The following is a 21331-nucleotide window of genomic DNA, read 5'->3' as shown; positions in this document are numbered from 1 at the left end:
CCTCAATTTCTTAATAAATATATAACAATTGCTATGATAATAATTGTTGATAATGCTAACGTATCTCTCATACGCCAATTTAACTTACGATATGTTGTTCTAACATTTGATGCATTATAACCTCTTGCTTCCATTGCTATTGCTAAGTCATCTGCTCTCTTAAAAGCCGAAATAAACATAGGAATTAATAAAGGTATAATAGCTTTAAATCTATTCATAATACTTCCAGACGTAACATCTGAACCTCTTGATGTTTGAGCCTTTATTATTCTTTCCAATTCATCCATTAAAGTAGGGATAAACCTTAAAGATATAGACATCATCATAGCCATTTCGTGAACTGGAAACTTTATTTTTTTTAACGGTCTTAGCATTGATTCTATTGCATCTGTTAAACTAATTGGGCTTGTAGTAAGGGTCATAATAGTTGAAATCATAACAAGTAACACAAGTCTTAATACAATAAATGTACCTTGTACTACACCATTTTGTTCAACTGTAAATATTTTAAAATCAATGAGCACAGGACCGCCTTTTGTTACGATTAAGTGCATGACGAATGTAAAGATAAATAGAATCATCACTGGAGTAAGACCTTTAATTAAAAACCAAAGTTTTATTTTTGATAAATACATAATGAATAAAACGGATAAAATCATGAAACAATAACTCAACCACGAATTACAAAAGAATATTAACACCATAAAAAGTAGTACAAAAATCATTTTCATTCGAGAATCAAGTTGGTGAATAATTGTATTACCAGGAATATAACGACCAATTATCAGTTTATCTGTCATGTTTCATCACCCACTTATCATACATATCTTTAAACATTTCTTCAGAAGTTGCAAGTTGATCAAATTGCATATTGTATTTGCGCTCAACAGCTTGTTGTAATTGGATGATTTTTGGAATGTCTAAATGTGCTTGTCTCACTAATTCTTCATTAGTAAAAATATTAATAGGTTTATCTTCAGCTATTAATTCTCCTGCTTTAATCACTTTCACTTCATCTGCGTATTTCAAAACGATGTCCATTTGATGAGAAATAAGTATTACTGTAATACCTAGGTCCATTTGTATTTTTCTGAACAAATCCATCATGTCTTGTTGTCCTTTAGGGTCTAAGCCCACTGTAGGCTCATCAAGGACTAATATCTCAGGTTCCATAGCTAGTACACCCGCGATAGCTATACGTCGTTTTTGGCCACCTGAGAGCTCGAATGGCGACTTCTTTAATAAAGCATGTTCCATACCTAATAAATCCATTAATTCTTCTGCTCTTTTAACTGCTTTATCTTTATCCATACCATAATTAAGTGGACCGAATATAATATCTTTTTCGACTGTATCTTCGAATAATTGATGTTCTGCAAATTGAAAAACGATACCAACCTTTTTACGAACAGGAGATAATTTCTTAGATTTTGTCTTTCTATTGATTTCTATTTCATCAATAGTTAACTGCCCTTCAGTTGGTTTTAATATTGCGTTTAAATGTTGGATTAGCGTAGATTTCCCCGACCCAGTCTGTCCTACAACTGCATAAAATCTCGATTCGTTAAAAGTGGTTGAAATATGATTTAACGCTCTATATTGAAATGGCGTTTTTAAACCATAGTCATAACTTACATTATTAAATATAATTTTCATAAGCGATTCACCAACTGTTCAAAAGATGAAAACGCGTAATTATTTAATAACAGGCTATTCATTCTCATTGCGAAAGGTAAATCTAATCCTATTTCAGTTAAATATGCCCCTTCTTTAAATATTTCTTCTGGGACATCTTGTTTATAAACTTTACCTTTATTCATAACGATAATTTCATCAGCTTCTACTGCTTCTTCTAAATCGTGTGTAATTGAAATGACTGTTAAGTGACGTTCATCTTGTATAGTTTTAATTAAATTCATGATGCTTCCTTTTCCTTCAGGGTCTAACATTGCTGTTGCTTCATCTAAAATAATGACATCTGGCGACATAGCTAAAATACCTGCAATTGCAACGCGCTGTTTTTGACCGCCTGACAAATGAGATGGCTCGAATGTCTTCATTTCTAACATACTTACTTCAGTTAATACTTGATCTACAATTGTATGCATAAGACTATATTCTATGCCTTGGTTCTCCATTCCAAACGCAACATCATACTCTACAGTAGAGCCTATAAACTGATTATCAGGATTTTGAAAAACGATACCGATATGTTTTCTAACTTCGTCGATATTTTCTTCAGATACTTTAATATCTTTTACAATAATATCTCCTTCATAATTATTGTTGATACCCATGAGCAATTTAGCAATTGTAGACTTACCTGAACCATTATGGCCAACGATTGATGTCCATTTACCGCGTTTTATATTAAATGTAACATTTTCCAATGCAGTAGGTTCATCTTCATCGTATTTAAATGTAACATTCGAGAACCTAATAATTTCGTTCTGCACCATCTATATTCATCCTTCGAAAATTAATTGTCTCTCTATTTTACAGCATCACGAAAGAAAAGTAATCATATATTGCTTTAAAATACTTTTAATTACTTAAGTTCAAATATAAAATTTATGTTTGATTATCTTTTAATTTTTTCCATAAAAAAAATCCGTATAAACGGATTTAAAATAAAAAAGCGCGCACTCCACCATAGACGAGTTCACGCGATAAGTCATTCAAATGTGATGGAGTACTCTGAGCTAGACAATATCTATGTGTGGTAAACATTATCATTGCACTCATTTGCTTTGTGTGTGTGTGAAATAAACTGTATTTATAAAGAATGATTGAAGTGACTTGCGTCACTCCAATAAAGAATAAATTATACTAATTCAATAATTACTGACTCTGCTCCGTCACCGCGACGTGGTCCCACTTTCATAATACGAGTGTATCCACCTTGACGCTCTTCGTAACGAGGCGCAACATCATTGAATAATTTTTGTAAAACAGTAATTGTTTTGTCATCTTCTAGGATTTTAACATCACGTAATGTTTGAGCAGCTCTACGACGTGAAGCTAGATCACCTTTTTTACCTAAAGTAATTAAGTTATCGACAACTTTACGTAGTTCTTTAGCACGAGCTTCTGTAGTCTCGATGCGCTCAGAAACGATAAGTTGAGTAGCTAAGTCACGTAACATTGCTTTACGTTGATCCGAAGTACGACCTAATTTTCTGTAACCCATGAATTAACCTCCTTTATTAGTCTTCTTTTCTTAAACCAAGACCAAGATCTTCTAATTTATATTTAACTTCTTCTAGAGACTTACGACCTAAGTTTCTCACTTTCATCATATCTGCCTCAGATTTATCTGCTAATTCTTGTACAGAGTTAATTCCTGCACGTTTTAAACAGTTGTATGAACGCACTGATAGGTCTAATTCTTCTATAGACATTTCTAGTACTTTCTCTTTTTGATCTTCTTCTTTTTCAATCATAATTTCAGCATTTTGTGCTTCATCTGTTAAATTAACAAAAATGTTTAAGTGTTCAGTCATGATTTTAGCACCTAAAGAAACTGCTTCTTGAGGAGATAAAGAACCATCTGTCCAAACATCTAAAGTTAATTTATCATAATCACTACTTTGCCCTACACGTGTGTTTTCAACAGTGTAATTAACACGATTTACTGGAGAATAAAGTGAGTCGATTGGAATGACACCAATTGGCAAATCACTTGTGTTATTTTTTTCCGCTAAAGCGTATCCGCGACCAGTATTAGCAATTAGACGTATTTTAAGGTGACCACCTTTAGATACCGTTGCAATCTTTAACTCTGGGTTTAAGATTTCAACATCACTATCATGCATAATATCTTTCGCAGTAACTTCACCTTCATCTTTAATATCGATTTCAAGTGTTTTATCTTCTTCAGAATAAATTTTAAGTGCTAATTTCTTGATGTTCATAATGATAGTCGTAACGTCTTCAACTACATTTTCGACTGCTGAGAATTCGTGAAGAACACCTTCAATTTCGATATTTTTAACTGCCGCACCTGGTAATGAAGATAATAGGATACGACGTAAGGAGTTGCCTAGTGTTGTACCATAACCACGTTCTAGCGGTTCAACAACGAACTTACCGAATGTAGAATCATCACTAACTTCTATTGTTTCAATTCTAGGTTTTTCGATTTCAATCATTATAAATATATCCTCCTTATAAACGTCGATTAAATTTTATTAATTTCTATCCAGTGACTTTTGAACTTATGAACTAACAAAAATTATACACGACGACGTTTTGGTGGACGACATCCGTTATGAGGTACTGGTGTAACGTCTCTAATAGCTGTAATTTCTAATCCAGCTGATTGTAACGCACGGATCGCTGATTCACGACCTGGGCCAGGACCTTTAACTGTAACTTCTACAGTTTTTAAACCATGTTCCATAGCAGTTTTTGAAGCTGTTTCTGAAGCCATTTGTGCTGCGAATGGAGTTGATTTTTTTGAACCTTTGAATCCTAACGCACCAGCTGAAGACCATGATAATGCATTACCGAAATCATCAGTGATCGTTACGATTGTATTGTTGAATGTTGAGCGAATGTGAGCAACACCACTTTCGATATTCTTTTTCACTCTACGTTTACGAGATACTTGTTTACGTGCCATTTATATGTGCCTCCTTTACTTATTATTTTTTCTTGTTCGCTACTGTTTTAACTGGTCCTTTACGCGTACGCGCATTGTTCTTAGTTTTTTGACCACGAACTGGTAAACCACGACGATGGCGGATACCACGATATGAAGCTATTTCCATTAAACGTTTAATGTTTAAGTTTGTTTCACGACGAAGGTCACCTTCAACTTTGTAGTTATCTACAACTTCACGGATACGACCTAATTCGTCATCTGTTAAATCACGAACACGTGTGTCTTCAGATACGTTTGCTTCTTTAAGAATTTGTTGTGCTGTTGTTTTTCCGATACCATATACGTAAGTTAACGAAATTACTATGCGTTTCTCACGTGGTACGTCAATACCTGCAATACGAGCCATTTATTTACACCTCTCTTTTATTAGCCTTGTTTTTGTTTGTGTTTTGGATTTTCACAAATCACCATTACTTTACCTTTACGACGAATAACTTTACATTTTTCGCAAATTGGTTTTACTGATGGTCTTACTTTCATCTTTGTATACCTCCTTGTATTTGGAGTGACGATTATTTATAACGATAAGTGATTCTTCCGCGTGTTAGGTCATACGGAGACATTTCAACTGTTACTTTGTCGCCAGGTAGAATTCTAATATAATTCATTCGAATTTTACCACTCACGTGTGCCAAAATTTCATGTCCATTTTCTAATTCTACTTTAAACATAGCGTTTGGTAAAGTATCTAATACAGTACCTTCTAATTCGATTACATCTTGTTTAGCCATGATCATTTCCCCCTTTTTCTATTCATTATCGTGAAATACTAATTGTATTTCATGTTTTAAAACCTGGTCCAAAATACGAGACATACTTTAGGTGATTAAATCACATAGAATAAGCACAGGTTTATAAAATTGGGATGATTTTAATACTTAAGATTTGCATTCGACAACACTTCAAATACTTATCGCTTTTAGTAATCACTCCGATTGTATTTCAAAAACCTAAATACTGTCTTGATCCTTAAAATTGAACGCTAACACGCGTTCAAGAACCACCTAAAGCTAGGCGAATTCGGGGTGAAAGCGTCATTACTTTAATGTTTCAAGAATTTGAATAACATCTTCAGTAACATTTTCAATTTCACGAGAACCATCGATGTTTTTCAAAACACCTTGATTTTCATAGAAATCTAAAAGTGGTTTTGTTTGTTTAACATTAACACTTAAACGATTTGCTACTGTCTCAGGATTATCATCTTCACGTTGGTATAGTTTACCGCCATCAAGATCACAGATGCCTTCAACTTTTGGTGGATTAAATACTAAATGATAAGTTGTTCCACATATTTCACAAATACGTCTGCCAGTTAAACGATTCATAAGTTCTTCTTCAGGCACTTGGATGTTAATTACTGCATCAACTTCACGACCTAAGCTACTTAATATATCATTTAATGCATCAGCTTGTTCTACTGTACGAGGAAAACCATCTAGTAAGAATCCTTTTTTCGCATCTTCTTCAGCAAGTCTTTCTCTAACGATACCTATAGTCACTTCATCTGGAACAAGTTCCCCACGATCCATATAAGATTTCGCTTGTTTACCAAGGTCAGTCTCTTCTTTAATCGCTTTACGGAACATATCACCAGTTGAGATATGGGGAATAGGGTATTTCTTAACAATTTCACTCGCTTGAGTTCCTTTACCTGCACCAGGTAAACCCATTAAAATGATGTTCATAAATGCCCTCCTACTTGTTTATCGTCTTCTAAAGCCTCTATACTCTCGTTGATTAAGTTGAGCTTCTAAAGTTTTCATTGTTTCAATAGCAACACCGATAACGATTAGTAAGCTTGTACCACCAACTTGTATAGCTTGTGGTAAGTTCATTAACTTAATAGCTAAAATTGGAATTATAGATATTACAGCTAAGAAAATTGAACCAACAAATGTTAAACGATAGAGCACTCTAGTGATATATTTTTTAGTTTGTTCGCCAGGTCTAATACCCGGTACATAACTACCTTGTTTTTGTAAGTTTTCTGCCATTTTTTCAGGATTAACTTGAACAAATGCATAAAAGTAGGCGAAAGCTATAATTAAAATAACATAGACTATCATTCCAATATTATGAGATGGATCTGCATATCTAGTAACTGTTTGCGCCCAATCTTGTTCTGGGAAGAACAATGTTAAGGTTTTAGGCAACATGAAAAATGCCATTGCAAAAATTACAGGTATAACACCAGCTGCATTAACTTTTAAAGGTAAATATGTTGCTTTTGCAGATAATCCTGCACCTGAACCTTGTTGTTGACGTTTAGCATATTGAATTGGAATTTTACGAATAGCTTGTAGTACATATACTGCACCAACTGTAAGTAAAACCATACCAACAAATAAACCAATCGCTTTTAACCAAGCCATTGTAGTATCATCTGCACCAACAAAGCTTTGTTGGTAAAATTGTATTAATGAGTTTGGTAATGAAGATAATATACCGGCAAAGATAATAATTGAAATACCATTACCTACACCGAATTGTGTTATCTGCTCACCTAACCACATTAAGAAAGCTGTTCCAGCTGTTAATACGAGTGCAATTAAAACATAATTTAAAACTGAAGTATTTTGAATTAAATTACCGCCAAGCATATTATTAAATGAATATGACATACCTAAACCTTGAACGAAAGCTAAAACGATTGTGAAATAACGCGTAAATTGATTAATCTTTTTACGTCCTACCTCACCTTGTTTAGCCCACTCAGTGAATTTAGGCACAACATCCATTTGTAATAATTGCATTACAATTGAAGCAGTAATATAAGGCATAATACCCATAGCTAAAATTGAGAAGTTCTGCAAGGCACCTCCACCGAATGTATTAAACAAATCGGTAATACCTTGCGAACCTTTATTTTGATTAAAAGCATCTGGATTAACGCCAGGAGCTGGAATATAAGTCCCAACTTTGAATATAACGAGCATTGCTAGTGTGAATAATATCTTGTTACGAATGTCTTTAGTCTTCAAAAAACTAACGATCGTTTCAAACATTAGATCACCTCATGCGTTCCGCCCTTACCTTCGATTGCTTCAATTGCTGAAGCTGAGAATTTATGAGCTTGTATTGTTAATTTCTTTTCTAATGAACCGTTTCCTAATACTTTGATACCTGATTTCTCAGATTTCACTACACCTGATTCAACTAATAATGCAGGTGTGATTTCAGTTCCATCTTCGAAACGATTTAATTGGTCTAAATTAACAATTGCATAATCTTTACGGTTGATGTTAGAGAATCCACGTTTTGGTAAACGACGGAATAATGGTAATTGACCACCCTCGAAACCTAAACGAGTACCGCCACCTGAACGTGCTTTTTGACCTTTATGTCCACGTCCACTTGTTTTACCGTTACCTGTTGCCATACCACGACCAACACGGTTACGCTCTTTACGAGCACCTTCAACTGGTTTCAATTCATGTAATTTCATTTTGGCACCTCCTTAATACTTTGATTATTATTATTGTTCAGTAACTTTGATTAAGTGATTAATTTTCTCGATTTGCCCACGAATCGCAGGATTGTCTTCAACTATAACAGTTGAGTTTGTCTTTTTTAGTCCTAACGCTTGAACTGTCTTACGTTGAGTTTCAGGGCGACCTATAATGCTACGAGTGAGGGTAATTTCTAATTTAGCCATAGTGTTTTTTCCCTCCTTAATTTAATAATTCTTCTACTGATTTACCGCGTAGACTAGCTACTTGTTCGGCATTTTTAAGTTCTTTAAGTCCTTCAATTGTAGCACGAACCATATTGATTGGTGTATTTGAACCTAATGATTTACTTAAGATATCAGTGATACCAGCAAGTTCTAATACCGCACGAACTGGTCCACCTGCAATAACACCTGTACCAGGTGCTGCTGGTTTAATTAAAACATTACCTGCACCAAAACGTCCAATAACTTGGTGAGGAGTCGTTCCTTCAACACGTGGAACTGTTACTAAATCTTTTTTAGCAGCTTCTACTGCTTTTTTAATAGCTTCAGGTACTTCTTGTGCTTTACCTGTACCGAAACCTACGCGACCATTTTTGTCTCCAACAACTACTAAAGCTGTGAAACGGAAACGACGACCACCTTTAACTACTTTAGCTACACGGTTAATCGTAACTACGCGCTCTTCAAATTCTTTAACTTCTTGTTCTTTACGACGCATGAGTGTCCCTCCTTTAAATTAAAATTGAAGTCCGTTTTCGCGAGCTGCATCAGCTAATGCTTGAATACGTCCGTGATATAAATATCCTCCACGGTCAAATACTACAGTTTCAACGCCTTTTTCTGACGCACGTTTTGCAACGCTTTCGCCAACTTTAGCTGCAGCTTCTACATTACCTGATTGCTCTATATTTAAGTCTTTATCTAAACTTGATGATTGAGCGATTGTAACACCGTTTACGTCATCAATAACTTGAGCATAAATATGTTTGTTTGAACGATAAACATTTAAACGTGGTTTTTCGCTTGTTCCAGCTAATTTAGAACGCACGCGAGCATGTCTTTTCAAACGAACTTTATTTTTGTCGATTTTAGCGATCATGTTAGTGCTCCTTTCTTATCTTAGTGATTACTTACCAGTTTTACCTTCTTTTTGACGAACATATTCGCCTTCGTAACGAATACCTTTACCTTTATAAGGTTCTGGTGGACGGATTGAACGGATGTAAGATGCAACAGCACCAACACGTTCCTTAGAAATACCTTCTACTTTAATTTTAGTGTTTTTATCTACTGATAATGTGATACCATCTTCAGCAGTAATTTCAACTGGGTGAGAATATCCTACGTTAAGGATGATGTTATTACCTTGCATTTGAGCACGGTAACCTACACCGATAAGTTCTAAGTTTTTCTCAAAACCTTTAGATACACCTTCGATCATGTTAGCGATCAATGCACGAGTTGTGCCATGTACTGTTTTGTGTTCTATAGAGTCAGATGGACGAACAACTTCTAAAGTGTTCTCCTCTTGTTTATATGTCATTTCTTCATTAAAAGTACTAGTTAATTCACCTTTAGATCCTTTTACTGTAATCGTGTTACCTTCGATAGCAACAGTTACGTCTGAAGGAATCTCAATAATTTTCTTTCCAACACGGCTCATTATGTGGGCACCTCCTTATAATTTTATAATTACCAGATATAAGCTAATACTTCTCCACCGATTCCACGTTGTCTAGCAACTTTATCAGTTACAACACCTTCAGATGTAGAGACAAGTGCAATACCTAAACCGTTAAGAACTCTTGGAATCTCGTCAGCTTTAGCATAAACACGTAAACCTGGTTTAGAAATACGTTTTAATCCTGTGATAACACGCTCGTTGTTTTGACCATATTTTAGGAACATACGGATAACACCTTGCTTATCATCTTCGATATATTCTACGCTTTTTACGAATCCTTCGTTTTTAAGGATTTCAGCGATTTCTTTTTTAATGTTTGATGCAGGTAACTCTAATTTTTCGTGACGTACCATGTTTGCGTTACGTACGCGAGTTAACATATCTGCAATTGGATCTGACATTGTCATTTGTGTATCCTCCTTTCATTCTTTTGAGTTTTACCAACTAGCTTTACGTACGCCAGGGATTTGGCCTTTGTACGCTAGTTCACGGAAACAAATACGACAAAGTTTGAATTTACGGTATACTGAATGTGGACGTCCACAACGTTCACAACGCGTATATTCACGAACTCCGAATTTTTGTTTACGTTGTTGTTTAGCGATCATTGATTTTTTAGCCACTTAATTAGCCTCCTTTATAATTAGAGATTACTTTTGAAATGGCATACCGAATTGTGTTAACAATTCACGAGCTTCCTCGTCAGTGTTAGCAGTTGTTACGATAACGATATCCATTCCGCGTACTTTACTTACTTTATCATAGTCGATTTCAGGGAAAATTAATTGTTCTTTAACACCTAATGTGTAGTTACCGCGACCGTCAAATGCTTTTTTAGAGATACCGCGGAAGTCACGTACACGTGGTAATGAAACTGAGATTAATTTATCAAAGAATTCATACATTCTTTCTCCACGTAATGTTACTTTTGCACCGATTGGCATACCTTCACGAAGACGGAAAGTCGCAATTGATTTTTTCGCTTTAGTTACTACTGGTTTTTGACCAGTGATTGATTGCAATTCTTCAACAGCTGAATCTAAAACTTTAGAGTTTTGAACCGCATCACCGATACCCATATTTACTACGATTTTTTCGATTTTTGGTACTTCCATTACTGAGCTGTAGTTAAATTTTTTAACTAATTCAGATGAAATTTCATTATTAAACTTTTCTTTTAAACGTGTCAAAGTGGATCCTCCTTTCACTTAATAATTATTCTTTTGATGATTTAATTTCTTCGCCTGATTTTTTAGCGATACGAACTTTTTTACCATCTACTACTTTGAATCCAACACGAGTTGGTTCGTTTGTCTTAGGATCTAGTAATTGAACGTTTGATACATGGATAGTACCTTCTGTTTCTAAGATACCACCTTCTGGATTGAACTGAGTTGGTTTCTGGTGTTTTTTAATAACGTTCACACCTTCTACAACTACGCGTTCTTTCTTAGGTAATGCTTCTAAAACTTTACCAGTTTTACCTTTATCTTTACCTGAGATAACGATTACGTTGTCACCTTTACGTACGTGCATGTGTAGGCACCTCCTTAGGAATTTTGTTTTTTATCATTATAGATTAAAGTACCTCTGGCGCTAGAGAAACAATCTTCATGAAGTTACCTTCACGTAATTCACGCGCTACAGGACCGAATATACGTGTACCACGTGGACCTTTGTCATCACGAATGATTACACATGCATTTTCGTCAAATTTGATGTATGAACCATCTTCACGGCGTACACCTGTTTTAGTACGAACAACAACAGCTTTAACGACTTCACCTTTTTTAACAACGCCGCCTGGTGTAGCATTTTTAACAGTAACGACGATAACGTCACCAATGTTTGCTGTTTTACGACCAGTTCCGCCTAAAACTTTGATTGTTAATACTTCACGAGCACCAGAGTTGTCTGCCACTTTTAAACGTGTTTCTTGTTGGATCATCTTTGTTTGACCTCCCTTATCTTTATACTTCTATTAAATAATTACTGATTCTTCAACGATTTCAACTAGACGGAAACGCTTAGTTGATGATAAAGGACGTGTTTCTGCAATCTTAACGATATCGCCCATTTTTGCTGAATTATTTTCATCATGAGTTTTATATTTTTTTGAATATTTGATTCGTTTACCATATAATTTATGAGTTTTGTAAGTTTCTACAACTACTGTAATAGTTTTATCCATTTTATCTGAAACTACTTTACCAACGTAAACTTTGCGGTCATTTCTTTCGCTCACAGTAATGAACCTCCTTTACTTGATTATTTATTATCTGCTGCTTTCTCTTCTTCGATTTCTCTTTCACGAACGATTGTTTTCAAACGTGCAATCGTTTTTTTAACTTTTCGAATGTTAGCAGTCTCTTCAAGTTGACCAGTTGCTAACTGAAAGCGTAAGTTGAATAATTGTTCTTTAGCTTCTTTAATTTCTTTTTCAATTTCAGTAGTGGTTAAATTTCTGATATCCTTAGCTTTCATTTGTGTCACCACCCAATTCTTCACGTTTTACAAACTTAGATTTAACTGGAAGTTTGTGTGCAGCAAGACGTAATGCTTCACGTGCTACTTCTTCTTGAACACCTGCAACTTCGAACAAGATACGTCCTGGTTTAACTACTGCTACCCAACCTTCAACTGCACCTTTACCAGAACCCATACGTACTTCTAAAGGTTTTTTAGTGTAAGGTGTATGTGGGAATATTTTGATCCATACTTTTCCGCCACGTTTCATATAACGTGTCATTGCGATACGAGCTGATTCAATTTGACGAGATGTAATCCAAGCTGCTGTTTGAGCTTGTAAGCCATACTCACCAAATGTTACTTCATTTCCGCCTTTTGAACGACCAGTTGTTTTAGGACGATGTTGACGACGGAATTTAACACGTTTTGGTAATAACATTATTATTTTCCTCCTTCACTAGACTTCTTTGTAGGAAGAACTTCTCCACGGTAGATCCATACTTTAACACCTAGTTTACCGTACGTAGTGTCGGCTTCTTCATGTGCGAAATCAATGTCTGCACGTAGTGTATGAAGTGGAACAGTTCCTTCTGAATATTGTTCTACACGAGCGATATCCGCGCCACCTAGACGACCAGATACTTGTGTTTTGATACCTTTAGCACCCAATTTCATTGCACGTTGGATTGCTTGTTTTTGAGCACGACGGAAAGATACACGGTTTTCTAATTGACGAGCAATGTTACCCGCAACTAATGTAGCATCTAAATCAACTTTTTTGATTTCGATAACGTTGATGTGTACTTTTTTGTTAGTCAATGCGTTTAATTTATTACGTAATTTTTCTATTTCTGAACCGCCTTTACCAATAACCATTCCTGGCTTACCAGTGTGGATTGCAATATTGATGCGGTTTGCTGCACGTTCAATTTCAACACTTGAAACTGAAGCTTCTTTTAATGCTTCTGCGATATATTTACGAACTTTTAAGTCTTCATGTAAAAGTGTTGCGAAGTCTTTATCTGCATACCACTTTGCTTCCCAGTCACGAATTACACCGACACGAAGTCCGATTGGATTAATTTTTTGACCCACTATATTCCCTCCTTAATGATTTGGTTAATTATGCTTCTTTAACTTCTTTTTCGCCAACTACGATTGTAATGTGGCTAGTACGTTTGTTAATCGCACTTGCACGACCTTGTGCACGTGGACGGAAACGTTTTAATGTAGGTCCTTCATTAGCGTAAGCTTCTCTTACTACTAAAGTATCAGGATTTAAATCATAGTTATGTTCTGCATTTGCTAATGCTGACATTAATAATTTTTCAACAACAGGTGATGTTGCTTTATTCGTTAATTTTAAGATGGCAATTGCTTCTGCCACTTCTTTACCTCTAATAAGATCTAAAACTAATCTCACTTTACGAGGTGCGATTCTTATTGTTCTAGCAACCGCTTTTGCTTCCATTGTGACTTCCTCCTCTTTTTAGAAATTAGCGTTTAGTCTTTCTGTCGTCTGCAGCGTGCCCTTTATAAGTACGTGTAGGAGCAAACTCTCCTAATTTATGACCAACCATGTCTTCAGTAATGAAAACTGGTACGTGTTTACGACCATCATATACTGCAATTGTATGTCCTATAAAATTAGGGAATACTGTTGAACGACGAGACCATGTTTTAATAACTGATTTTTTTTCACCTTCGTTTTGAGCTTCAACTTTTTTCATTAAATGATCATCAACGAAAGGTCCTTTTTTAAGACTACGAGCCATTATGGCGCCTCCCTTCTTATTATTGCGCGCGGCATTTAAGCCGCACACGTAAATAAGGTATTATTATTTTTTCTTACGACCACGAACGATAAATTTAGATGAACGTTGGCTTTTCTTACGAGTTTTCTTACCAAGTGTTGGTTTGCCCCATGGAGACATTGGTGAATCAAGACCGATTGGTGTACGACCTTCACCACCACCGTGTGGGTGATCGTTAGGGTTCATTACAGAACCACGAACTGTAGGACGTTTACCCATCCATCTAGTACGGCCGGCTTTACCAACTGTGATTAATTCGTGAGCAATGTTACCAACTTGTCCGATTGTAGCACGGCAAGTAGATAAAATCATGCGAACCTCGCCTGATTTAAGACGAACTAGTACGTATTTACCTTCTTTACCAAGTACTTGAGCACTTGTACCAGCAGAACGAACTAATTGTCCACCTTTACCTGGTTTTAATTCGATATTGTGAATTGTAGTACCAACTGGGATATCTTGTAATGCTAATGCGTTACCTAATTTGATATCTGCTTCTGGACCATTGAAAATTTCTTGTCCTACTTTTAAACCTTTAGGAGCAAGGATATATCTTTTCTCACCATCTGCGTATACTACTAATGCAATATTAGCAGAACGGTTTGGATCATATTCAACTGTTGTTACTTTAGCTGGAATTCCATCTTTGTTACGTTTGAAATCAATTACACGGTATTGACGTTTATGACCGCCACCTCTGTGACGAACTGTCAATTTACCTTGGTTGTTACGTCCCGCTTTTCTCGGAAGCGGTTGTAATAATGATTTTTCAGGAGTCGTTGATGTGATTTCAGCGAAATCTGAAGAAGTCATATTACGACGACCATTTGTAATTGGCTTATACTTTTTAAGAGCCATTGTCGTTTTACCTCCTTAATGGTAATTGTTTATTAGTTGAAAAAGTCGATTGATGAACCGTCTTTTAGAGTTACGATTGCTTTACGACGTTTGTTAGTGAAACCATTGTAACGACCAACACGTTTAGCTTTCGCTTTAATGTTCATGATGTTAACTGAATCTACTTTAACGTCGAAAACTTCTTCGATTGCGATTTTAACTTGTGTCTTATTTGCACGAGTATCTACATCAAATGTGTATTTGTCTAATCCCATATCTGATGAAGATTTCTCTGTGATTACGGGGCGCTTAATAACATCTCTTGCTTCCATTATCCGAGCACCTCCTCTACTTTATCCACAGCTGCTTTTGTTATTACGACTTTGTTAGCGTCTAAAATATCTAAGACGTTTAAACTTTGAGCGTCAATAACTTTTACACTTGGAATGTTACGAGCTGATAATTCAACATTGTTATCTAAAGCATCAACGATGAATAATACTTTTTTAGAAAGTTCTAAATTGCTCATTACATTTTTTAATTCTTTAGTTTTAGGAGCATCAAAATTGAATGCTTCTAATACTGCTAATTCGTTATCATTTGCTTTTGCAGATAATGCAGAACGTAATGCTAAACGACGCATTTTCTTAGGCATTTTGTAAGAATAGCTTCTTGGTGTTGGTCCGAATACGATACCACCACCACGCCATTGTGGCGCACGAATTGTACCTTGACGAGCACGTCCTGTACCTTTTTGTTTCCAAGGTTTACGTCCACCACCACGAACTGCTGAACGATTTTTAACTGCATGAGTACCTTGGCGTAATGAAGCGCGTTGTAAGTTAACTGCTTCAAATAATACGTGTTGGTTTGGTTCGATACCAAATACACTATCATTTAATTCGATAGATCCTGATTTAGAACCATCTACTTTTAATACATCAAAATTAGCCATAATGTTGTTTCCTCCTTTCACCTAAATAATTATTTATTACCTTTTTTGATTGAAGTTGTAAGTTTTACTAAGCCTTTTTTAGGACCTGGAACATTTCCTTTTACAAGGACTACATTGTTCTCTGCATCTACTTTAACGATTTCTAAGTTTTGCATAGTTACTGTGTTTGCTCCCATACGGCCAGGTAATCCTTTACCTTTGAATACTTTAGAAGCATCTGAAGCCATACCCATTGAACCAGGGCTTCTGTGGAAATGAGAACCGTGACTCATTGGTCCACGTGCGAAGTTATGGCGTTTAATTGAGCCTTGGAAACCTTTACCTTTAGAAACGCCTGTTGCATCAATAATGTCTCCTGCTTGGAATGTATCTACAGTGACTTCTTGACCTACCTCGTATGCTGAAACATCTATGTTTCTGAATTCACGAGTGAAGCGCTTAGGTGCTGAACCAGCTTTTTTAGCATGTCCTTCAGCAGCTTTAGTAGCATATTTATTAGATTTACGATCTTTTTTATATGCTTGTTTGTCTTCAAAACCGATTTGTAGAGCGTTATAGCCATCTACTTCTTCAGTTTTCTTTTGTAATACAACGTTTTGACTAGCTTCTACTACAGTTACTGGTATTAATTCACCATTTTCTGCGAATACTTGAGTCATTCCAATTTTTCTTCCTAAGATTCCTTTGGTCATCGAAAGTCGCACCTCCTGTTATTTTGAATGAATTATAATTTGATTTCGATGTCTACACCAGATGGTAAGTTTAAGCCCATAAGAGCATCAACTGTTTTAGGTGTAGGGTTAAGAATGTCGATTAAACGTTTATGCGTACGTTGTTCGAATTGCTCACGTGAATCTTTGTATTTGTGAACGGCACGGATTACTGTATAAACTGATTTTTCAGTTGGTAACGGAATCGGACCAGACACTTGAGCTCCTGAACGTTTAGCAGTTTCAACAATTTTCTCTGCTGATTGATCGATCATGCGGTGATCATACGCTTTTAAACGGATACGAATTTTTTGTTTTGCCATAATTTTCCCTCCTTGTTCGTCTACTTTATAGTGATAGACTTCTCCACGAAAACTCTCTTACACACCGCCATGGCAAAGCGGCCGGGTGTGTCAGTAACCTCTCGCTTCATCGCTTCTTAAAGTCCAACATTAGATATGATACATGATTTGAATCCATTAATCAATAGATAATCATATATTTCTCTAAGTTTTATCTAGCACATACCCATGTATTATAACGGAATTCTTTTACCTTTTCAATAGATAATTTAAAATAGATAATTTGTAATCTAAATGTTATAATGTAAAAAGTATTTTTAACAGGTGGTGAAAACATGAAAAGAGGAATCAAGTCAGTATTACTTGTTCTTTCTATTATATTAGTAATTTCTGAACTTTTATTAGCTATTCCTTTTATAGGTGGGAGCATTGTTCTTTCAACTGGTTATAATGCCCTTGTATTTAATGGTTCTTTATATTTCATATCTACATTGATATTGTTAATAGATAATCAAAATTCTGTCAAAGCTATTTTTGTCATACCTTTAATAGGATTAATTGCGAGTTTTATTTCTATCATTCCCGTTGTTGGATGGTTATTACACATATTAATGGTCGTATTAATGGTTATTTTCTTATTTACAATTATAATAGCCCCTGTGTACATTCCATCTAAATCGTTCAAAACTACTTATAAAGATTAAAAAAGTCACGCGCTTATGCACGTGACTTTTTTTATGAATGAACAAACATGAAATATGCTACGAATACAAAGAATAAACCATACATTATAGGATGTATTTCTTTGTGTCTCTTTGCAACTATCATAGTAATAGGATAGAAAATAAATCCGCATGCTATACCTGTCGCAATTGAATAAGTTAATGGCATCATAATCATAGTTAAAAATGCCGGTACTGCTATTTCGAATTTCTGCCAATCAATTTTACCTAGGTTGCTTACCATTAACACACCAACAATAACTAATGCCGGTGCTGTTACAGCACTTGTAACAACTGACATTAATGGAGAGAATAATAACGCGGCTAAGAAACAAAGACCGGTTACTACGCTTGCAAAACCTGTTCTTGCACCTACAGCAACACCTGCGCTTGATTCGATATAGCTTGTAGTTGTAGATGTACCGAAAATAGCCCCTACTATAGTAGCTAATGAATCTGAGAATAGTGCTTTTCCAGCTCTAGGTAATTTATTATCTTTCATTAAACCTGCTTGGTTTGCTACTGCAACTAATGTACCTGCTGTATCAAAGAAATCAATAAATAAGAAAGTTAATACAACGATTAAGAATTGCACATTAAATATAGTGGATAAATCTCCAAAAGCTTCAAATGCTGCACCGAATGTTGGTGCGACACTTGGTACTTTACCTACCACGCTACTTGGCATGTCGATTAAGCCTGTTACTAATCCACCAACTGCCGTTAATACCATACCAATAAAAATAGATCCTGGAATTTTTTTCGCCATCAATATAATAGTGATGATAATCCCGAATACTGCTAATAATACTTCTGGATTGTGCATTGTACCTAAAGTTACTAAAGTAGAATCTTCTTTTTGAACAATACCTGCTCCTTGTAAACCTACAAATGTTATAAATAAACCTATACCTGCTGAAACTGCCATCTTAAGTTCAAACGGTATAGCATTAATGATAACTTCCCTTAACCCACTCATTGTTAGAAAAGCAAATATCACACCTGAAAATAGTACGCCCGTTAATCCTGTTTGCCATGGAATACCCATAGTTAATACTACTGTAAACGCAAAAAATGCATTTAATCCCATACCTGGTGCTAAACCAATTGGGTATTTAGCTATAATTCCCATGAATAAACAACCAACTAACGCTGCTAATGCTGTCGCTACGAATACTGCACCTTGATCCATTCTCATAGAATCAGGTATATTTTCAACACTAGCTAAACTTAACATTGAAGGGTTAACTGCTAATATGTATGCCATTGATAGAAATGTTGTTAGCCCACCTAGTATCTCTCGCTTATAACTTGTTCCTAGCTCATCAAATTTAAAGTATCGTTTCATTTCAAGACTCCTTTATTAATTTCAACACTGTACATTGTATTACTGTAATGTTTAAAAATCAATACTTTTACGAACATTGATTAAAAACATTCACATTATGTTCGTATTTGTGACTAGAAAGCAATTTGAATCGTAATTCCTTCATTATATATAAATAAAAAACATCAACAATGATATTTCGTACGTAACATTGTTGATGTTTAATTTTATAATTTTAAATCTTTTAAGGCATCTTTAAATGGATTGTTTTCAACTTCTTCATTTTTCATATATTTGTTCATTTCTTTTTTACTGATTTTACCTGTCTTTTTATTTTTAAGTCTTTTATCCATGTGTTCTTGTGATTCAGTATGTCCACATACACAACGATACACTGCCGTTTTTCCTGTACCATATAACGTAAGTTTCTTCTTACAGTTTGGACATCTAGCATTTGTAACTCTTTGCTGATTTTTCTTCGTTTTACAAGTAGGGTCCTGGCAAACTAACATTTGGCCATTTTTCGTTTTAACTTTTAACATAAATTTTCCACACGTAGGACATTCTGTAGTCGTTAAATTATCATGCTTAAATTTGTCATCGCTATTTTTTATATCAGAGATAATCTCTTTCGTAAAACTTCTCATCTCTTTCATAAAAGCTTCTTTTTGATACTGACCTTTTTCAATTTGTGTGAGTTTCATTTCCCATTCAGCAGTTAATGCTGGAGATGTTAGTTGCTCAGGTGCTAAGTTTAACAATTGTTTGCCTTTAGGTGTTATTTTAATTTTACCTTGTACAGCTTCTATAACATTAGAACTATATAACTTTTCGATAATATCTGCTCTTGTAGCTACAGTACCTATTCCACCAGTTTCATTTAATGTTTTAGACATTTTCTTATCATTCAAGTTAAAGAATAATTGTGGTGATTCCATAGCTTTTAATAATGTTCCTTCATTAAAGTAAGCTGGTGGCTCTGTATCTTTTCCAATGACATTTACTTTTTGGATGACCACTTGTTCGTGTTCCTTAAATGGTAATGCTTTAACAACCGCTTCTTCTTGATGAATTGCTTTAAAACCTAAATCAATTGCTACTTCTTGAACCAATTTAAAAGTCTCACCTTCTACAGTTAAATCAACAGTTGTTTCTTCATATTGATATGGTGGAAGTAATACTTCTAAAAATCGCTCAGCCACTAGCATATATATTTTTTGTTCTCTCGGTGATAATTGATCCATATTTGCTCTAACTTCTGTTGGAACAATTGCGTGATGATCCGATACTTTTGTATTATCAACAAAATGTTTCCCTGCATGTATTTCTTTTTTAATTAACGGTACAGCATATGATTTTAATGGTGTAGCAGTTAAAGTAGATACCCTATCTTTTAATGATGAAACCATATCACTTGTTAAATAGTTTGAGTCTGTTCTTGGATAAGTTAAAACTTTATGTTGTTCGTATAAAGTTTGCATAGTATTTAACGTTTCCTTAGCACTCATCTTATAGCGTTGGTAAGCTGTTTGTTGAAGGCTAGTTAAATCGTATAATTTTTGAGGGTGTTTAGTTTTCTTCTTTTTATTAACTTTTTTAATTTCGCCTTTTTTATTTTGTAATTTATTTTTCAAGCTTTCGATTTTTTCTTTATCAAAAATTCGGTCACTATTTTGTGTAAGCCATTTGAATTTATAACCATCCACTTCAACGTTCATCTGATAATATCTTTCAGGTTTAAATGACTGTATTTCGTCTTGTCTCATCTTAACAAGATTCAATGTTGGTGTTTGCACTCTACCACAAGATAATTGTGCATCGTATTTAGTAGTTAGTGCTCGTGTTGCGTTTATTCCAACAATCCAGTCCGCTTCACTTCTACATAATGCTGCTTTATATAAATTGTCATATGCTTTACCAGGTTTTAAATTTTTGAATCCTTCTCTAATTGCCTTTTCAGTAACTGAGCTAATCCATAATCTTTTTATTGGTTTCTTTATTTTAGCTTTTTCGATAATCAATCTTGCTACTAACTCACCTTCTCGCCCCGCGTCAGTTGCAATGATTATTGATTGAACGTCATCACGTTTCATTAAATGTTGTACAGTATTAAACTGACTGCGCGTCTTTTTAATAACAACATGTTTCATATAATCAGGAATAATAGGAAGTTCACTTAATTTCCATTCTTTAAATTTCTTATCATATTCCTCTGGTGTTGCATTCGTAACTAAATGACCTAACGCCCATGTCACAATATATTGTTTGTTCTCGAAATAACCTTTCTTTTGATCATTAACGCCCATTGCTTTAGCAATGTCACGACCAACAGATGGTTTTTCAGCAAGAATTAATGCTTTCATAATTATTTCACCCATTCTTTTTTCA

35 protein-coding genes are annotated in these 21331 nt (G+C 35.0%); 1 reads left to right on the top strand and 34 read right to left on the bottom strand.

All coding sequences use genetic code 11. From position 1 onward, the window contains the following. Positions 1-2 precede the first annotated feature (2 nt). The 32 genes from ACO6VN_RS13305 to rpsJ form a co-directional block, all read right to left on the bottom strand. The gene (locus ACO6VN_RS13305; RefSeq protein WP_194201524.1) at positions 3-800 is read right to left on the bottom strand and encodes an energy-coupling factor transporter transmembrane component T family protein; all 798 of its coding nucleotides are present in this window, start codon (positions 798-800) and stop codon (positions 3-5) included. Next, positions 790-1656, bottom strand: coding sequence for an energy-coupling factor transporter ATPase (locus ACO6VN_RS13300; protein ID WP_194201523.1), 867 nt, complete (start codon positions 1654-1656; stop codon positions 790-792). The genes ACO6VN_RS13305 and ACO6VN_RS13300 overlap by 11 nt, the downstream gene beginning before the upstream one ends. Then, the gene (locus ACO6VN_RS13295; RefSeq protein WP_194201522.1) at positions 1653-2459 is read right to left on the bottom strand and encodes an energy-coupling factor transporter ATPase; all 807 of its coding nucleotides are present in this window, start codon (positions 2457-2459) and stop codon (positions 1653-1655) included. Before ACO6VN_RS13295 ends, ACO6VN_RS13300 begins: the two co-directional genes overlap by 4 nt. Before the next feature lie 365 nt (positions 2460-2824). Continuing rightward, positions 2825-3190 carry a 50S ribosomal protein L17 gene (gene rplQ, locus ACO6VN_RS13290; protein ID WP_016998824.1) on the bottom strand — a complete coding sequence of 122 codons (366 nt, stop codon included), beginning with the start codon at positions 3188-3190 and terminating at the stop codon, positions 2825-2827. Positions 3191-3206: 16 nt separating this feature from the next. Beyond that, on the bottom strand, positions 3207-4151 hold the full coding sequence (locus ACO6VN_RS13285; protein WP_064204192.1) for a DNA-directed RNA polymerase subunit alpha: 945 nt from the start codon (positions 4149-4151) through the stop codon (positions 3207-3209). Between the two features lie 83 nt (positions 4152-4234). Continuing rightward, the gene (gene rpsK / locus ACO6VN_RS13280) at positions 4235-4624 is read right to left on the bottom strand and encodes a 30S ribosomal protein S11 (protein ID WP_016998822.1); all 390 of its coding nucleotides are present in this window, start codon (positions 4622-4624) and stop codon (positions 4235-4237) included. Between the two features lie 22 nt (positions 4625-4646). Further along, positions 4647-5012, bottom strand: coding sequence for a 30S ribosomal protein S13 (gene rpsM / locus ACO6VN_RS13275; RefSeq protein WP_016998821.1), 366 nt, complete (start codon positions 5010-5012; stop codon positions 4647-4649). Positions 5013-5032: 20 nt separating this feature from the next. Beyond that, positions 5033-5146: a 50S ribosomal protein L36 gene (gene rpmJ, locus ACO6VN_RS13270; protein ID WP_003156543.1), complete on the bottom strand. Its 114-nt coding sequence runs from the start codon at positions 5144-5146 to the stop codon at positions 5033-5035. A 32-nt stretch (positions 5147-5178) separates the two neighbouring features. Beyond that, on the bottom strand, positions 5179-5397 hold the full coding sequence (gene infA, locus ACO6VN_RS13265) for a translation initiation factor IF-1 (RefSeq protein ID WP_001118443.1): 219 nt from the start codon (positions 5395-5397) through the stop codon (positions 5179-5181). A 306-nt stretch (positions 5398-5703) separates the two neighbouring features. Next, on the bottom strand, positions 5704-6354 hold the full coding sequence (locus tag ACO6VN_RS13260) for an adenylate kinase (RefSeq protein ID WP_194201521.1): 651 nt from the start codon (positions 6352-6354) through the stop codon (positions 5704-5706). 18 nt (positions 6355-6372) lie between these two features. Beyond that, positions 6373-7674 carry a preprotein translocase subunit SecY gene (gene secY / locus ACO6VN_RS13255; RefSeq protein ID WP_016998819.1) on the bottom strand — a complete coding sequence of 434 codons (1302 nt, stop codon included), beginning with the start codon at positions 7672-7674 and terminating at the stop codon, positions 6373-6375. Next, positions 7674-8114, bottom strand: a complete 441-nt coding sequence (gene rplO / locus ACO6VN_RS13250) for a 50S ribosomal protein L15 (RefSeq protein ID WP_016998818.1) — start codon at positions 8112-8114, stop codon at positions 7674-7676. The genes secY and rplO overlap by 1 nt, the downstream gene beginning before the upstream one ends. Before the next feature lie 30 nt (positions 8115-8144). After that, positions 8145-8324: a 50S ribosomal protein L30 gene (rpmD, locus tag ACO6VN_RS13245; RefSeq protein WP_016998817.1), complete on the bottom strand. Its 180-nt coding sequence runs from the start codon at positions 8322-8324 to the stop codon at positions 8145-8147. A gap of 16 nt (positions 8325-8340) precedes the next feature. Further along, positions 8341-8841, bottom strand: coding sequence for a 30S ribosomal protein S5 (gene rpsE / locus ACO6VN_RS13240; protein ID WP_016998816.1), 501 nt, complete (start codon positions 8839-8841; stop codon positions 8341-8343). Between the two features lie 18 nt (positions 8842-8859). Continuing rightward, positions 8860-9222, bottom strand: coding sequence for a 50S ribosomal protein L18 (gene rplR, locus ACO6VN_RS13235; protein WP_103268772.1), 363 nt, complete (start codon positions 9220-9222; stop codon positions 8860-8862). Between the two features lie 27 nt (positions 9223-9249). Beyond that, a complete protein-coding gene (gene rplF, locus ACO6VN_RS13230) occupies positions 9250-9786 on the bottom strand; it encodes a 50S ribosomal protein L6 (RefSeq protein ID WP_016998814.1) in 537 nt (178 codons plus the stop codon). Between the two features lie 29 nt (positions 9787-9815). Continuing rightward, a complete protein-coding gene (rpsH, locus tag ACO6VN_RS13225) occupies positions 9816-10214 on the bottom strand; it encodes a 30S ribosomal protein S8 (protein ID WP_016998813.1) in 399 nt (132 codons plus the stop codon). A 30-nt stretch (positions 10215-10244) separates the two neighbouring features. Then, entirely contained in the window at positions 10245-10430 is a 186-nt protein-coding gene (locus tag ACO6VN_RS13220; protein WP_016998812.1) for a type Z 30S ribosomal protein S14, read from the bottom strand. A 27-nt stretch (positions 10431-10457) separates the two neighbouring features. Beyond that, the gene (rplE, locus tag ACO6VN_RS13215; RefSeq protein ID WP_016998811.1) at positions 10458-10997 is read right to left on the bottom strand and encodes a 50S ribosomal protein L5; all 540 of its coding nucleotides are present in this window, start codon (positions 10995-10997) and stop codon (positions 10458-10460) included. A gap of 25 nt (positions 10998-11022) precedes the next feature. Further along, positions 11023-11343, bottom strand: a complete 321-nt coding sequence (gene rplX / locus ACO6VN_RS13210) for a 50S ribosomal protein L24 (protein WP_064204193.1) — start codon at positions 11341-11343, stop codon at positions 11023-11025. Positions 11344-11386: 43 nt separating this feature from the next. Further along, a complete protein-coding gene (gene rplN / locus ACO6VN_RS13205) occupies positions 11387-11755 on the bottom strand; it encodes a 50S ribosomal protein L14 (RefSeq protein WP_016998810.1) in 369 nt (122 codons plus the stop codon). A gap of 33 nt (positions 11756-11788) precedes the next feature. Beyond that, positions 11789-12052: a 30S ribosomal protein S17 gene (rpsQ, locus tag ACO6VN_RS13200; RefSeq protein ID WP_016998809.1), complete on the bottom strand. Its 264-nt coding sequence runs from the start codon at positions 12050-12052 to the stop codon at positions 11789-11791. Between the two features lie 23 nt (positions 12053-12075). Further along, positions 12076-12291 carry a 50S ribosomal protein L29 gene (rpmC, locus tag ACO6VN_RS13195; RefSeq protein WP_016998808.1) on the bottom strand — a complete coding sequence of 72 codons (216 nt, stop codon included), beginning with the start codon at positions 12289-12291 and terminating at the stop codon, positions 12076-12078. Continuing rightward, positions 12281-12715 carry a 50S ribosomal protein L16 gene (gene rplP / locus ACO6VN_RS13190; protein ID WP_016998807.1) on the bottom strand — a complete coding sequence of 145 codons (435 nt, stop codon included), beginning with the start codon at positions 12713-12715 and terminating at the stop codon, positions 12281-12283. The genes rpmC and rplP overlap by 11 nt, the downstream gene beginning before the upstream one ends. 2 nt (positions 12716-12717) lie before the next feature. Then, positions 12718-13371, bottom strand: coding sequence for a 30S ribosomal protein S3 (rpsC, locus tag ACO6VN_RS13185; protein ID WP_016998806.1), 654 nt, complete (start codon positions 13369-13371; stop codon positions 12718-12720). Between the two features lie 28 nt (positions 13372-13399). Then, positions 13400-13747, bottom strand: a complete 348-nt coding sequence (gene rplV / locus ACO6VN_RS13180) for a 50S ribosomal protein L22 (protein ID WP_422404771.1) — start codon at positions 13745-13747, stop codon at positions 13400-13402. A gap of 25 nt (positions 13748-13772) precedes the next feature. Further along, complete coding sequence (gene rpsS / locus ACO6VN_RS13175) at positions 13773-14051, bottom strand: 30S ribosomal protein S19 (protein WP_016998804.1); 279 nt, start codon at positions 14049-14051, stop codon at positions 13773-13775. 63 nt (positions 14052-14114) lie between these two features. Then, the gene (gene rplB / locus ACO6VN_RS13170; RefSeq protein ID WP_016998803.1) at positions 14115-14948 is read right to left on the bottom strand and encodes a 50S ribosomal protein L2; all 834 of its coding nucleotides are present in this window, start codon (positions 14946-14948) and stop codon (positions 14115-14117) included. Between the two features lie 32 nt (positions 14949-14980). Continuing rightward, the gene (gene rplW / locus ACO6VN_RS13165) at positions 14981-15259 is read right to left on the bottom strand and encodes a 50S ribosomal protein L23 (protein WP_016998802.1); all 279 of its coding nucleotides are present in this window, start codon (positions 15257-15259) and stop codon (positions 14981-14983) included. Next, complete coding sequence (rplD, locus tag ACO6VN_RS13160) at positions 15259-15882, bottom strand: 50S ribosomal protein L4 (protein ID WP_064204194.1); 624 nt, start codon at positions 15880-15882, stop codon at positions 15259-15261. Before rplD ends, rplW begins: the two co-directional genes overlap by 1 nt. Before the next feature lie 29 nt (positions 15883-15911). After that, positions 15912-16574, bottom strand: coding sequence for a 50S ribosomal protein L3 (rplC, locus tag ACO6VN_RS13155; RefSeq protein WP_016998800.1), 663 nt, complete (start codon positions 16572-16574; stop codon positions 15912-15914). 32 nt (positions 16575-16606) lie between these two features. Further along, the gene (gene rpsJ / locus ACO6VN_RS13150) at positions 16607-16915 is read right to left on the bottom strand and encodes a 30S ribosomal protein S10 (RefSeq protein WP_016998799.1); all 309 of its coding nucleotides are present in this window, start codon (positions 16913-16915) and stop codon (positions 16607-16609) included. A 314-nt stretch (positions 16916-17229) separates the two neighbouring features. Here rpsJ and ACO6VN_RS13145 point away from each other — a divergent pair, with 314 nt between their 5' ends. After that, positions 17230-17598, top strand: a complete 369-nt coding sequence (locus tag ACO6VN_RS13145) for a hypothetical protein (RefSeq protein WP_016998798.1) — start codon at positions 17230-17232, stop codon at positions 17596-17598. Between the two features lie 31 nt (positions 17599-17629). Here the strand turns inward: ACO6VN_RS13145 and ACO6VN_RS13140 are convergent, their stop codons facing one another. Together ACO6VN_RS13140 and ACO6VN_RS13135 are read right to left on the bottom strand one after the other, a co-directional pair. Then, a complete protein-coding gene (locus ACO6VN_RS13140; protein WP_016998797.1) occupies positions 17630-18964 on the bottom strand; it encodes an NCS2 family permease in 1335 nt (444 codons plus the stop codon). 206 nt (positions 18965-19170) lie between these two features. Then, positions 19171-21306, bottom strand: coding sequence for a DNA topoisomerase III (locus ACO6VN_RS13135; protein ID WP_228086223.1), 2136 nt, complete (start codon positions 21304-21306; stop codon positions 19171-19173). Positions 21307-21331: the final 25 nt, after the last annotated feature.

The sequence above is a fragment of the Mammaliicoccus sp. JADD-157 genome (assembly GCF_049310805.1).
In the GTDB taxonomy this organism is placed as follows: Bacteria; Bacillota; Bacilli; order Staphylococcales; family Staphylococcaceae; genus Mammaliicoccus; species Mammaliicoccus lentus.
Note: the sequence above shows the minus strand (reverse complement) of the source record. Positions and strands in the feature narration are given on the sequence as shown.